We start from the raw sequence: 13,287 nt of genomic DNA on the forward strand, positions 1-13,287 counted from the left end.
GTCCTATGCGCCTTCGGCCAATGCCTTGGCCTGCGCGACCCAGCCATCACGGCTGGCGCGGCCTTTGAACCCTTGCAGATTGGCATCCATCCAGGCCAGTTCCTGCGGCCCCCAGGCTGCGATCTGGTCAAAATGAAAGATCCCCATGCCATGCAGGGTCTGTTCCAGCTTGGGGCCAACACCGCTAAGTTGCTTGAGATTGTCAGGCTGGCCATTCCTTGCGGCAGCCAGCATCTCGGGCTTTTTGCCCTCGGCGGGGGATGCGACAGGTGCTGCGGGTGTGGCAGGTGCAACCGCTGCAGCAGGTGCCGCAGGTGCAACCGGTGTGGCCGGAGCAGCGGGTGCCGCCGCCGCGTCATTGCGCGCCGGACGCCAGCCAAGCGCCAGCGCCAGTCCCGCGCCGCCCGCCACGATAACGGCCACGAAAACCGCGCCATTCAGGCCCAGATCAAAGAGGATATAGGCCACGCCAAGCGCAATCACGAAGACAAGGCCCGCAATCGCGGCAATCCCCATCCAGATCGGTGCAGTATTGTTCATCTTTTCAAATCTCCTCTCAGCTGGTCGGCCATGCGATCGCGCATCGGGTTGGTCCGGTTTTGCGTCACATGATCACGGCATGGCCCCGCCTGCAACTTTTACCCTCAAATGGCGGCTTTGCGTCAATATTTTGTGCTGAATGCCGCTGAATGCCCCGGCTTGCCCGCCCAAAACGCCTAGGTCTTGGGCTTTTTCGGGGCGCGTGTGGCGCGCGGCTTCGGTGCCACGGCCTTTTCCTCGGCTCCGGCGGGTTCGGGGTTGGATTTCGACACCGGCCGGCCCTTGGAGGCGGCGCGGGCTTCTTGTTTGGTCACGCCGCTGGAATCAGGGGGCACATCGGCCGAAGGTTTGGGGTCTTTGCGCGGCTTGGCGGCGGCGGGTTTCTTGGGCTTTGGCGGCTGTTGGATCCAGGGCGTCAGCAAGGGCACCTCGGTGCCATCGATCCGCTTGACCGTGTCGCCGATATCGACGGCGGCCTGCGCGCTGGCGTTATATTGCGCCTTGCCAGAGGTGAAATCCTTCAGCGTGGTCAGCCCGCTTTTGGGTTCCGCCGCGAAACGGCCATTCTGCGGCCCCGGCGTCGGCACCCGGCCTGCGGCCAATTCGTCGATGATTTCGCCCAGCCGTTCGGCGGTCAGGTCTTCATAATAATCCTTGCCGATCTGGGCCATCGGCGCATTGGCGCAAGACCCCAGGCATTCGACCTCTTCCCAGGAAAACTTGCCATCCGCCGACAGCACATGCGCCTTGGGGGCGATCTTGTCCTTGCAGACAGCGATCAGGTCTTCGGCGCCGCAGATCATGCAGGACAGCGTGCCACAGACCTGGATATGGGCGACCGCGCCCACCGGCTGCAATTGGAACATGAAATAGAATGACGCGACTTCAAGCGCGCGCATATAGGCCATATCCAGCATCTGCGCGACATATTCGATGGCGGGCCGTGTCAGCCAGCCTTCTTGTTCCTGCGCGCGCCACAGCAGCGGAATGATCGCCGAGGCCTGACGCCCTTCGGGGAATTTTTTCATCTGCGCCTCGGCCCAAGCCAGATTGGCATCGGTAAAGGCAAAGGTCGCGGGCTGGTCGTGGTAAAGGCGGCGTAGCATCAGGTCATCCCGGTCATCATGACAGCGCCGGTTCGCGGCGCAAACAAAGCGGCGGAACGGATCCCGCCAAGGTTCAGCCCAGTCATTAGCACACGCACGCTTGCGAGCAAGCCGATTGACATCACAAACAGGCCCCCGTCGTCAGGCGGAAGGACCGGCCATCGGCCCCGATCTCGCCGCGGCCCTCGGCGCGCAATTCGGTCATGATCCGGGCCATATCCTGTTGCGACAGGGTCGCGCTGGCCAGCACAAGCTGGGTATTGGCGCTGGTCAATTCGCAGCCATTGGCCGTGACAGAGGCGATGAACCGATCCTTGGAAGACCCCGGATTGACCGCAGGCGGCGGGGTTTGCGGCGCGATTGTCGTGGTCGGGTAAGGTGCCGGTGTCATCATCGGATAGGCACATGCGGATAATGCGACAAAGGCGATCAAGGGCAGCTGGCGGATCATAATGTCTCTTTCTGGTCAGGGGTCGCGGCAGGCGAGGCCCGGAATCATTGGGCCATCACCGCCGTATCGCGACCGGCCACTTCGGTCAGCCCATAGCTTAATATTGCGACGGATAAAGCAATCCCCGCCACGCCACCAAAGATGATACCGGCAACAGGCCGCCGAAACCAGCGCGACACGGCCGCCGACAGGAAGAACCCCACCGCGACCGCCGCCCCAAGAACGACCTGGTCCATGGTCATCTGTCGATTTCCCCGAACACGACATCCATCGTCCCGATAATCGCCGCCACATCGGCCAGCTGATGGCCCGAGGCCAGATAATCCATCGCCTGCAGATGCAGATAGCCCGGCGCGCGCAGCTTGGCGCGATAAGGCTTGTTGGTGCCATCGGCCACCAGATAGACGCCGAATTCGCCCTTGGGCGCCTCGACCGCGGCGTAAACCTCGCCTGCGGGGACGTGGAAGCCTTCGGTATAAAGCTTGAAATGATGGATCAAGGCTTCCATCGAGGTTTTCATCTCGCCACGCGTCGGCGGGGTCATCTTGCCGCGCGCCATGACATCGCCCTTTTCCACGCGCAGTTTTTCGCAGGCCTGGCGGATGATATGGGTGGATTGGCGCATTTCCTCCATCCGGCACAGATAGCGGTCGTAACAATCGCCATTCTTGCCGACAGGCACCTGGAAGTCGAATTCGTCATAGCATTCATAAGGCTGCGCGCGGCGCAGATCCCAGGCCAGACCCGACCCGCGCACCATCACACCGCTGAAACCCCAATCCTGGATATCCTGTTCGGTGACCACGCCGATATCGCAATTGCGCTGTTTGAAGATCCGGTTCTCGGTCAGCAGGCTGTCGATATCGTCAAGCACTTTGGGGAAAGTCACGGCCCAGGCGTCGATATCCTCGACCAAGGCATCGGGCAGGTCCTGATGCACACCGCCGGGGCGGAAATAGGCCGCATGCAGCCGCGCCCCGCAGGCGCGTTCGTAAAAGACCATCAGCTTTTCGCGTTCCTCGAACCCCCACAGCGGCGGGGTCAGTGCGCCGACATCCATCGCCTGGGTGGTCACGTTCAGCAGATGCGACAGGATGCGCCCGATTTCGGAATAAAGCACGCGGATCAGCTGCGCGCGGCGCGGCACCAATGTGCCGGTCAGCCGTTCAATCGCCAGGCACCAGGCATGTTCCTGGTTCATCGGGGCGACATAATCCAGCCGGTCGAAATAGGGCAGGTTTTGCAGATAGGTCCGGCTTTCCATCAGCTTTTCGGTGCCACGGTGCAGCAGGCCGATATGCGGATCGCAACGTTCGACGATCTCGCCGTCCAGTTCCAGCACCAGCCGCAACACGCCATGCGCTGCAGGGTGCTGCGGGCCAAAGTTGATGTTGAAATTGCGGATCTTCTGTTCGCCGGTCAGCGCGTCGGATGACCCGTCGTCATAGGCGCTTGGCCTGATATCACCGTCCATCATGCTGTCATCCTTACACAATTGTCCTGCCAGTTCTGCGGCAAGGGGCCGACATTGCGTGCGACCCAATCATATTGTTCAAAAACCAGTTTCTGCGCCCGCGGGCGTAGTTTTTCAAGCATCAACACCGGCCTGCCGTCATGCACGGCCTGGGCGGGCACATCAACCGGCGCGATCCCCAGAAAGGCGCAGACCCGCGCCAGCCCTTCGGGCGTCAGCAGGGTTTCGGCAAAGGCCACCATCAGCCTGTCCGCCGGCACGACGCGGCGCAGCTTTTCGATCACGCCCGCATAATCGCCGCGTGCAAGGATATGCGTTTCCTGCCCCCGGTTCAACATGCGGAACAGGATGTTATTGGCCTTCTTTTCATAGATCTCGTGGCTTTGGCGCTGCCGATGCGCCTGCATGCGGATATGCGACCAAAGCCGGTCGAGCGGGTCGCGGATCAGATAGATCACCTTGGTCAGAGGCGATGCCGTGACCATCCGTTCCAGCTGCGCATCTGGCAAAGTCGCGTAATTGGGGGTCATATCGGCATAAAGCCGCGCTGTGCCGCGCCCTTGCGTCAACCAGTCCAGATAGGCCACATCATCGCGCCGGTCCCCCGCCAGCACCGCGATCAGCCCGGTCATATCGGCGATCCGGCGGTCCAGATTGCGGATCTGCCAGCCCCGATCCGCCGCCACAGCCTCGGCCCTGGCGGCGCGCAGCTCTTGCAGGCGCAGATCGAAAGCGGCCAATTGCTTGGCACGATCCGCGGCGGCGAATGTGTCCCAATAATGCGCCTCTTTCACGGCGGGCAGCGCGCAATCGGGATGATCATGCAGCAGCCGGTAAAACCACGAGGTCCCCGCCTTGGTCGCGCCGACGCAATAGAGAATGGCCGGGTCCGGCACTAGCCCTTCGCCTCTGGCTTGGTCTTTTCATCGCCGGGCAGGACGTATTTCGCGCCTTCCCAAGGCGACATGAAATCGAATTGCCGGTATTCCTGCACAAGGCTGACCGGTTCATAGACGACGCGTTTCTGCACCTCGTCATAGCGGACCTCGGTATAGCCGGTGGTCGGGAAATCCTTGCGCAACGGATGCCCACGAAAACCGTAATCCGTCAGGATGCGGCGCAGGTCGGGATGGCCCGAAAACAGGATGCCGAACATGTCAAAAACTTCACGCTCGAACCAGTTGGCAGAAGGATGCACAGCGATGATCGAGGGCATCATATCCTCTTCACGGGCCTGCACCCGCACGCGGATACGCTGGTTTTGATACATGCTCAGGAAATGATAGATGACATCAAAGCGCTTGGCGCGGCTGGGGTAATCCACCGCCGTGATATCGACCAGCGACGAGAACAGGCAATTGGCATCACTCTTGAGGAATTCGACAAAACTGACCAGTGACGATGGCGCGACCGTCACGGTCAATTCACCATGGGCGACATCCCAGGACTGCACGCAATCGGTGCGCTTAAGGTCCAGATGCGCGCCCAATTCTTGCAAGGCTTCGGTCATGTCTTGTTCCTTCAGCGCGTGATGGTGCCGGTGCGGCGCATTTTGCGCTGCAATTGCAGGATGCCGTAAAGCAGCGCCTCGGCGGTGGGGGGGCAGCCGGGGACATAGATATCCACGGGCACGATCCGGTCACAGCCGCGCACCACCGAATAGCTGTAATGATAATAGCCGCCGCCATTCGCACAGGACCCCATAGAGATCACATAGCGCGGTTCAGGCATCTGGTCGTAGACCTTGCGCAAGGCCGGCGCCATCTTATTGGTCAGCGTGCCGGCGACGATCATCAGATCCGACTGGCGCGGGGATGCGCGCGGTGCGGTGCCGAACCGTTCCAGATCATAGCGCGGCATTGAGGTATGCATCATTTCAACCGCGCAACAGGCCAGCCCGAAGGTCATCCAATGCAGGCTGCCGGTGCGCGCCCAATTGATGATATCGGCGGTGCTGGTCACAAGGAAGCCCTTGTCCTGCAATTCCGCATTCAGCAATTGCGCGCCATGTTCCTTGTCGGCCCCGACGGCCGTGCCGGTCATCACTCCCATTCCAGCGCCCCTTTCTTCCATTCATAGGCAAAGCCGATGGTCAGCACGCCCAGGAAAATCATCATCGACCAAAAGGCCGTCATGCTGATGTCCCCAAAGGCCACGGCCCAGGGGAACAGGAACGCCACTTCCAGATCGAAGATGATGAACAGGATCGAGACCAGATAGAACCGCACGTCGAATTTCATCCGCGCATCATCGAAAGCATTGAACCCGCATTCATAGGCCGAGACTTTTTCAGGGTCCGGGTTGCGCACGGCCACGATGGCCGCCGCCAGGATCAGGATCAGGCCAAGCGCGATGGCCAGCCCCAGGAAAATCATGATCGGCAGATAATTGGACAGGATATCAGGCAAGATGCGTTCCTTTCAAAAAGCCGCGCAGCCCGGCGCGCCCTTTGGTGGCTTGCCTCCACATACCGCCGCACCCTGCAAGGGTCAACCGAATGCGGTGTCGCAACCGCGTGACAAGACCCATTTTCCCCGCGTCAGCCCAGCCCCGGCCAATGCGGCGGGCGCTTGTCGAAAAAGGCGGCGATCCCCTCGGCCGCCTCGGGGCCATCCCAACAGGCCAACAGCGCCGCGACGGATTGCGCGATCACGCTGTCGTCGATCACTGGCCCCAAGGACCGGGCATAGCGCTTGGCCGCCGCAACCGCCGCTGGTCCGCAAGACAGATAGGGGGTGATTTCGGCGTCAACCGCCTCGTCCAGCGCGGCAGGCGGCACAGCGCGCGCCAACAGATCCAGCGCCACGGCCTCTGACGCGTCAAAGACCCGCCCCGACATGAAAACGCGGCGCGCCTTGGCCTCGCCCATCCGGGCCAGCACATAGGGGCCGATGGTCGCAGGGATAAGCCCCAGCCGTGTCTCGGTCAGGCCAAAGCGCGCGCCCTGCACGCCAATCGCCACGTCACAGATACAGGCCAGCCCGATGCCGCCGCCAAAAGCATTGCCCTGGATACGCCCGATCACCGGCTGCGGCAGCTGGTTCAGCGCGCCCAACATCCGCGCCAGCGAAAAAGCGGCCGCGCGCCGCGTCTGGCGATCCGCCGCCATCTGGTCGCGCATCCAACCCAGATCGCCACCGGCGCAAAATGTCGGCCCCTCCGCCGCCAGCACGACAACACGGATGCGGCTATCGGCGGCGATAGTTGCGGCGGCCTGCGTCAGCGCGTCGATCATCGCCTGCGACAGCGCATTATGCTTGTCTGCGCGCGCCAGCGTCAGCCGCGCCACCCCGCGCCCATCCACCACCAGATCAATCATCGCATCCCCCTTGCCAATATTGCGGCCTCGGCAATGACCGCGGGGTCAATACCGGTCTCAAACCCCGCGCCCTGCAACAGCGCCAGCACCTTTTCAGTCGCCACATTGCCCGGCGCGCCCGGCGCATAGGGGCAACCGCCAAGCCCGCCCACAGCCGAATCAAAGGCGCGCAGACCTTTGTCCAGCGCGGTCTCGATATTCGCCAGCGCCTGCCCGCCGGTGTCATGGAAATGGCCAGCCAGCTGATCGGCCGGGACAACCTGCAAGATCGCATCCAGCATCGCCGCAACCCGCGCGGGCGTGGCTTTGCCAATCGTATCGCCCAGCGACAAAGGCATCGGCGCCAGCGCGCGCAACAGGGCGGCCACCTTGGCCACCGCCTCGGGTGCTATCGGCCCGTCAAAGGGGCAATCGGTCACGCAGGAAATATAGCCGCGCAACGCCACCCCCGCCGCCTGCGCCGCCGCCACGACCGGGCGCAGCTGTGCAATCGACTCCGCGACCGTGCAATTGAGATTGCTGCGCGAAAACCCCTCGGAGGCGGCAACGAAGACCGCCACCTCATAACAGACCCCCGGCACACGGGCCGCCATGAACCTTTCCCAGCCGCGCAGATTGGGCACCAGCACGCCATAGCGCAGCCCCGGCACAGCTGCGATCTGCGCCATGACCTGCGGCGTGTCGGCCATCTGCGGCACCCATTTGGGGCTGACAAAACTGCCGATCTCGATATCGCGCAGGCCGGACCGGCCCAGAAGGTCGATCAAGGCCACTTTGGCGGCCACCGGAATGACGCGCTTTTCATTCTGCAACCCGTCACGCGGGCCGACGTCATGCAGCCTTACAAATGGCACGGCCTCCTCCTCATCTTCCGAGCCCAAATATCCCGGGGTCGGGGGCAGCGCCCCCTGCCTCAGATCGGGGCAAGGGCCACCATCAGATCGCCTGCCGCGACCTGATCGCCGGAGGCGACGGACACATCGGCCACCAGGCCATCGCGCGGCGCGCGCAGCACATGTTCCATCTTCATCGCCTCCAGCACCAGCATCCGGTCGCCCTGCGCAACCTTGTCGCCTTGCTGCACCGCAACCGCGCGCACCAGCCCCGGCATCGGGGCCAGCACCACATCGCCCCCGGCCGTGACAGAGCCGCGATCAAGCGGATCGACAATGCGAAAAGTCACCGTCTGCGCGCCAAAGACGCTGACCTGCCGCAGCCCGTGGCGCAGCGCCCGCAGGCCCCAATCGCCCCCCTGCCGGTGCAAATTTATCTGCACCCCGGCCACATCGGCGCTAACATGATCGGGGCCAAGCATCTGCAAGATCACCCGATGCACCACCTCGCCCTGCGCCAGCAGGACCTGCCGCGCCAGCGGCTGCCATAGGGTGAACCCCACCAGCGGGCCCGCCGGAATATCAGCGGCAACCAGCGCCGCCACGGCGATCACCTGCGCATCCGGCACAGGCAGAGCGCAGAGCCTGCCCTGCCCGCGCGCGATCAGACCGGTATCGACCTCGCCCGCAATAAAATCCGCATCCCGCGCCAAAAGCCGCAGGAAATCAAGGTTCGTCACCGTGCCGGCCACTTCGGTCGCATCCAGCGCCGCCTGAAGCTTGCGCAAGGCGCTGGCGCGGTCGGGGCCATGGAGCGTGATCTTGGCGATCATCGGATCATACCAGGGCGAAATCTCGGATCCTGCCACCACGCCGCTGTCGATACGCGCGCCATGCGGAAAGGCCAGGTGATCCAGCCTGCCGGTGGCGGGCAAAAACCCTGCCGGCACATCCTCGGCATAAAGCCGGGCCTCGAAAGCATGGCCCGTGATCGCCAGCTGGTCCTGCCGCAAAGGCAAAGCCTCTCCCGCCGCGACACGCAGCTGCCATGCCACCAGATCGACGCCGGTGATCGCCTCGGTCACCGGATGTTCGACTTGCAAGCGGGTGTTCATTTCCATGAACCAGAACCCATCCGCGCGCAGCCCGCCCGCGCCATCGACGATGAATTCCACCGTGCCCGCACCGGCATAGCCGATGGCCTTGGCCGCTGTCACCGCCGCCTGCCCCATGGCCGCGCGCAATTCAGCGGTCATGCCGGGGGCGGGCGCTTCCTCGATCACCTTCTGGTGGCGGCGTTGTAGCGAACAATCCCTCTCGAACAGATGCACGGCATCGGTGCCATCCCCGAACACCTGCACCTCGATATGGCGCGGGGTGGTGATATATTTCTCGATCAGCACGGCGGGATTGCCAAAGGCATTGCGCGCCTCGGCCTGGGCCGATGCCAGATGTTCGGCAAAATCGGCAGGGTTTTCGACCAACCGCATCCCCTTGCCGCCGCCGCCCGCCACCGCCTTGATCAGCACCGGATAGCCGATCTTTGCGGCCTCGGACGCCAGTTGCGCGGCATCCTGATCCGCGCCGTGATAGCCCGGCACCACCGGCACACCGGCCTTGACCATCAGCGCCTTGGCGGCGTCTTTCAGCCCCATGGCGCGGATCGCAGCCGCATTTGGCCCGATGAACACCAGCCCCGCCTGCGTCACCTGATCCACGAAATCGGGGTTTTCCGACAAAAATCCGTAACCCGGATGGATCGCCTGCGCGCCCGTATCCAAGGCGGCCTGAATGATCAGATCACCGCGCAAATAACTGTCGGCGACAGGCGCAGGGCCAAGCCTGACCGCCTGATCCGCCTGCTGCACATGCAAGGCACCGGCATCGGCATCCGAATAGACCGCGACACTGCGCACACCCATCGCGCGGGCGGTGCGGATGATCCGGCAGGCAATCTCGCCCCTGTTGGCAATGAGGATCTTGGTGAACATCACATCCGGAACACGCCGAAGCGTGTCTCCTCTATGGGCGCATTGCAGGCGGCGGCGAGTGACAGCGCCAGCACCTCGCGGGATTTGCGCGGGTCGATGATACCGTCGTCCCAAAGCCGGGCGCTGGCATAAAGCGGGTGTGACTGCTGCGTGAACATATCGATCGTCGGCTGTTTGAAGGCGGCTTCCTCCTCGGCTGACCATTCGCCGCCGCTGCGTTCAATCGCATCGCGTTTCACCGTCGCCAGCACACCTGCGGCCTGTTCGCCGCCCATCACCGAAATCCGCGACGTGGGCCATGACCACATGAAATGCGGGCTGTAAGCCCTTCCGCCCATGCCATAATTCCCCGCACCAAAGGATCCGCCCACGACCATCGTGATCTTGGGGACTTTCGTTGTGGCCACCGCTGTCACCATCTTGGCGCCATGCCGCGCGATGCCTTCGTTTTCATATTTCTGGCCCACCATGAAACCGGTGATATTCTGCAAGAACACCAAGGGGATACGGCGTTGGCTGCAGAGTTCCACGAAATGCGCGCCTTTCTGGGCGCTTTCCGAAAACAGCACCCCGTTATTGGCGATGATCCCGCAGGGCCAGCCGTCGATATGGGCAAAGCCGGTGACCAAGGTTTCGCCAAAGCGCGCCTTGAATTCGTCAAAGCGTGATCCGTCCACGATGCGGCGGATCACCTCGCGGATATCGTAGGGCGTGCGCAGATCGGCGGGGATCACGTCAAACAGGCTCGCCGGGTCCAGCGCCGGAGGTTCGGCAGGCAAGCGTTTGACGTTGCAGGCATTTCGTACCGCGCAGGATGCCACTGCCTGCCGCGCCAGCGCCAGCGCATGGGCATCATCCTCGGCCAGATAATCGGCGACACCAGATAGGCGGGTATGCACATCGCCGCCGCCCAAAGCCTCGGCTGTCACCACCTCGCCGGTTGCGGCCTTGACCAGGGGTGGCCCCGCCAGAAAGATCGTGCCTTGATCCTTCACAATGATCGAGACATCGGCCATCGCTGGCACATAGGCCCCACCGGCGGTGCAGGACCCCATCACCACGGCGATCTGCGGGATGCCAAGCGCCGACATCTGCGCTTGGTTATAAAAGATGCGTCCGAAATGGTCGCGGTCGGGGAAAACCTCGTCCTGATTGGGCAGGTTCGCGCCGCCGCTATCGACCAGATAGACACATGGCAGGCGGCAGGCTTGGGCGATTTCCTGCGCGCGCAAATGTTTCTTGACGGTCATCGGGTAATAGGTGCCGCCCTTCACGGTGGCGTCGTTGCACACGACCATGACCTGCACACCGCCCACCAGCCCCACGCCCGCGATCACGCCCGCGCAGGGGGCGGCCCCGTCATAAAGCCCATGCGCCGCTGTCGCCCCGATTTCCAGAAAGGGCGATCCGGGATCAAGCAGCCCGGCCACCCGGTCACGCGGCAGCATCTTGCCCCGCGCGATATGGCGGTCGCGCGCAACCTGCCCGCCACCAAGGGCGGCAGCGGCGGCCGCGTCGCGGACCTGTGCAAGGGCCGCTTCATGCAAGGCGCGGTCGGTCATGTGGCGGGTCCTTGAGGTGGGGGCAGCGCCTCTCCGCGCGGGCCGACGTAGAACGTCGTGGTCAGCCCGCTGGGGTTGGCGCAATTGATGACCATGCGAATGGCCGGATCGGGATGAATGGTGGCGGCGCAATCGGTCGGCGCAGCCCCGTCACCGGCCATGGCGACATAGGTGGCGGCATAGCGGGTGATGATCTCGGTCTCGCCGGGGACCTGCCCCATGCGATAGCCGATGATCCCTGCCACCACGACCAGCCCCGCAACGGGGATGAAGAACATCCAGCGCATCATGGCAGGCTATGGTAATCGCGCAGGACAAAGCTTTGCGCGGCGGTCATCTGCAACAGGCAATCTGCCGCTGCGATCCGGCGCATGGAACCCGCCCCCCAAAGACCATGTTGCATGGCGCAATTGGCATCACGAAAGGCGATCCATGCGCGTTGCGCCGCCTGCACCTGATCGGCACGCTGGGCATATTCGGGGAAAAGCGTGGCATCATCGGCATCCATCGCGCGGGCAAAGTCGCGGGCGGCGGCATATTCCGTATTCAGCAGCACATCCCAAGCACCGGCTTCGCCTGCCAGACAATCCGAGATGCCCATCGTCGTATCGCCTTGGGGTTCCTCGGCCATGCAAAGCGATGCAGCCTCGCCGATACAGGCCTGCGTGCCGCTGTCCAGACAGCGGGCGACCATGGGCGCGTAAAGCCAATCGTCCTGCGCGATTGCTGCACAGGGCAGCAGCAGCGCAATGGCCGCGATCTTCATCCCATGGCCCCCATCAATTCGCGGCCCACCAGCATGCGGCGGATTTCCGACGTGCCGGCGCCGATCTCCATCAGCTTGGCGTCGCGGAACAGGCGTGCTGTGGGCGCATCGGCCAGAAACCCTGCCCCGCCCATCGCCTGCACGGCCTGATGGGCCTGCTTCATCGCCTCTTCAGAGGCATAAAGACAGCAGGCCGCCGCATCCTGACGGGTGACCGTGCCGCTGTCGCAGGCTTTTGCCACCGCATAGACATAGGCGCGCGCGGAATTCATCGCCGTATACATATCGGCAATCTTGCCCTGCATCAGTTGGAAATTGCCGATGGGCTGGCCGAATTGTTTGCGGCTGGCCAGATAGGGCATGATTTCATCCAGACAGGCGGCCATGATCCCCAGCCCGATCCCCGCCAGCACGACGCGTTCGTAATCAAGGCCGGACATCAGGACCGCGACGCCGCGCCCTTCCTCGCCCAGCACATTGTCAAACGGGACCGCGACATCGTCAAAGATCAGCTCGGCGGTATTGGACCCGCGCATCCCCAGCTTGTCGAAATGGGGCGAGGTGCTGAAGCCTTTCATGTCCTTTTCGATCAGAAAGGCGGTGATGCCTTTGGACCCCGCGTCAGGATCGGTCTTGGCATAGACCACCAGCGTATCGGCGTCAGGGCCATTGGTGATCCAGTATTTATTGCCGTTCAGGCGGTAATGATCATTGCGCTTTTCGGCGCGCAGCGACATCGACACCACGTCGGACCCGGCGCCTGCCTCTGACATGGCCAAAGCACCGACATGATCGCCCGAAATCAGGCGCGGCAGGTATTTCGCTTTTTGCGCCTCTGTTCCGTTCAGCTTGATCTGGTTGACGCAAAGGTTGGAATGCGCGCCATAAGACAGGCTGACCGAGGCGCTGGCGCGCGCGATTTCCTCGATCGCGACGGTATGGGCCAGATAGGACATGCCCGCGCCGCCATAGGATTCGTCCACCGTGACGCCCAGCAACCCCAGATCGCCCATTTCGCGCCAAAGGGCGGCGGGAAACAGGTTGTCACGGTCGATTTGCGCGGCCATCGGTTTGACACGGGCCTGCGCCCAATCATGGACCATGTCGCGCAGGGCGTTCACATCCTCGCCCAGATCGAATGTCATGGAGGCGTGAAACATTGGCCTGCTCCTGCGGTTAATTGAACGCTTGTTCAGTTGTAGCCATGGCAGACCCGCCCTGTCGAGTCATTTCTGCACATATAAA

The 13,287-nt window shown here is 63.0% G+C and carries 15 protein-coding genes and 1 pseudogene; all 16 read right to left on the reverse strand.

Annotated features, from left to right (window positions below):
- Positions 1 to 3: 3 nt before the first annotated feature.
- Entirely contained in the window at positions 4 to 540 is a 537-nt protein-coding gene (locus tag LOKVESSMR4R_RS08945) for an NADH:ubiquinone oxidoreductase (RefSeq protein ID WP_087207657.1), read from the reverse strand.
- Positions 541 to 728: 188 nt separating this feature from the next.
- Positions 729 to 1,646 (reverse strand): annotated as a pseudogene (gene nuoE, locus LOKVESSMR4R_RS08950) (NADH-quinone oxidoreductase subunit NuoE); the annotation flags it as partial.
- A gap of 121 nt (positions 1,647 to 1,767) precedes the next feature.
- Complete coding sequence (locus LOKVESSMR4R_RS08955) at positions 1,768 to 2,097, reverse strand: hypothetical protein (RefSeq protein WP_087207662.1); 330 nt, start codon at positions 2,095 to 2,097, stop codon at positions 1,768 to 1,770.
- A 44-nt stretch (positions 2,098 to 2,141) separates the two neighbouring features.
- Positions 2,142 to 2,339, reverse strand: coding sequence for a hypothetical protein (locus tag LOKVESSMR4R_RS08960; RefSeq protein WP_087207665.1), 198 nt, complete (start codon positions 2,337 to 2,339; stop codon positions 2,142 to 2,144).
- Complete coding sequence (locus LOKVESSMR4R_RS08965; protein WP_087207667.1) at positions 2,336 to 3,574, reverse strand: NADH-quinone oxidoreductase subunit D; 1,239 nt, start codon at positions 3,572 to 3,574, stop codon at positions 2,336 to 2,338. The genes LOKVESSMR4R_RS08960 and LOKVESSMR4R_RS08965 overlap by 4 nt, the downstream gene beginning before the upstream one ends.
- A complete protein-coding gene (locus LOKVESSMR4R_RS08970; RefSeq protein WP_087207671.1) occupies positions 3,571 to 4,467 on the reverse strand; it encodes a sulfotransferase in 897 nt (298 codons plus the stop codon). The genes LOKVESSMR4R_RS08965 and LOKVESSMR4R_RS08970 overlap by 4 nt, the downstream gene beginning before the upstream one ends.
- Positions 4,467 to 5,081, reverse strand: a complete 615-nt coding sequence (locus LOKVESSMR4R_RS08975) for an NADH-quinone oxidoreductase subunit C (RefSeq protein ID WP_087207674.1) — start codon at positions 5,079 to 5,081, stop codon at positions 4,467 to 4,469. The genes LOKVESSMR4R_RS08970 and LOKVESSMR4R_RS08975 overlap by 1 nt, the downstream gene beginning before the upstream one ends.
- 11 nt (positions 5,082 to 5,092) lie before the next feature.
- On the reverse strand, positions 5,093 to 5,623 hold the full coding sequence (locus LOKVESSMR4R_RS08980; protein WP_026352491.1) for a NuoB/complex I 20 kDa subunit family protein: 531 nt from the start codon (positions 5,621 to 5,623) through the stop codon (positions 5,093 to 5,095).
- A complete protein-coding gene (locus LOKVESSMR4R_RS08985) occupies positions 5,614 to 5,946 on the reverse strand; it encodes an NADH-quinone oxidoreductase subunit A (protein WP_420645912.1) in 333 nt (110 codons plus the stop codon). Before LOKVESSMR4R_RS08985 ends, LOKVESSMR4R_RS08980 begins: the two co-directional genes overlap by 10 nt.
- 164 nt (positions 5,947 to 6,110) lie before the next feature.
- Positions 6,111 to 6,890: a crotonase/enoyl-CoA hydratase family protein gene (locus LOKVESSMR4R_RS08990; protein ID WP_087207678.1), complete on the reverse strand. Its 780-nt coding sequence runs from the start codon at positions 6,888 to 6,890 to the stop codon at positions 6,111 to 6,113.
- On the reverse strand, positions 6,887 to 7,744 hold the full coding sequence (locus tag LOKVESSMR4R_RS08995) for a hydroxymethylglutaryl-CoA lyase (RefSeq protein ID WP_087212912.1): 858 nt from the start codon (positions 7,742 to 7,744) through the stop codon (positions 6,887 to 6,889). The genes LOKVESSMR4R_RS08990 and LOKVESSMR4R_RS08995 overlap by 4 nt, the downstream gene beginning before the upstream one ends.
- Positions 7,745 to 7,803: 59 nt before the next feature.
- Positions 7,804 to 9,714, reverse strand: a complete 1,911-nt coding sequence (locus LOKVESSMR4R_RS09000; RefSeq protein WP_087207680.1) for an acetyl/propionyl/methylcrotonyl-CoA carboxylase subunit alpha — start codon at positions 9,712 to 9,714, stop codon at positions 7,804 to 7,806.
- The gene (locus LOKVESSMR4R_RS09005; protein WP_087207682.1) at positions 9,714 to 11,276 is read right to left on the reverse strand and encodes a carboxyl transferase domain-containing protein; all 1,563 of its coding nucleotides are present in this window, start codon (positions 11,274 to 11,276) and stop codon (positions 9,714 to 9,716) included. Before LOKVESSMR4R_RS09005 ends, LOKVESSMR4R_RS09000 begins: the two co-directional genes overlap by 1 nt.
- Entirely contained in the window at positions 11,273 to 11,566 is a 294-nt protein-coding gene (locus LOKVESSMR4R_RS09010) for a hypothetical protein (protein WP_087207684.1), read from the reverse strand. Before LOKVESSMR4R_RS09010 ends, LOKVESSMR4R_RS09005 begins: the two co-directional genes overlap by 4 nt.
- Positions 11,563 to 12,042 carry a lysozyme inhibitor LprI family protein gene (locus LOKVESSMR4R_RS09015; protein ID WP_087207686.1) on the reverse strand — a complete coding sequence of 160 codons (480 nt, stop codon included), beginning with the start codon at positions 12,040 to 12,042 and terminating at the stop codon, positions 11,563 to 11,565. The genes LOKVESSMR4R_RS09010 and LOKVESSMR4R_RS09015 overlap by 4 nt, the downstream gene beginning before the upstream one ends.
- Positions 12,039 to 13,202, reverse strand: a complete 1,164-nt coding sequence (locus tag LOKVESSMR4R_RS09020) for an isovaleryl-CoA dehydrogenase (RefSeq protein WP_087207688.1) — start codon at positions 13,200 to 13,202, stop codon at positions 12,039 to 12,041. Before LOKVESSMR4R_RS09020 ends, LOKVESSMR4R_RS09015 begins: the two co-directional genes overlap by 4 nt.
- Between the last annotated feature and the right edge of the window lie 85 nt (positions 13,203 to 13,287).

The organism is Yoonia vestfoldensis (genome assembly GCF_002158905.1).
Lineage (GTDB): Bacteria > Pseudomonadota > Alphaproteobacteria > Rhodobacterales > Rhodobacteraceae > Yoonia > Yoonia vestfoldensis_B.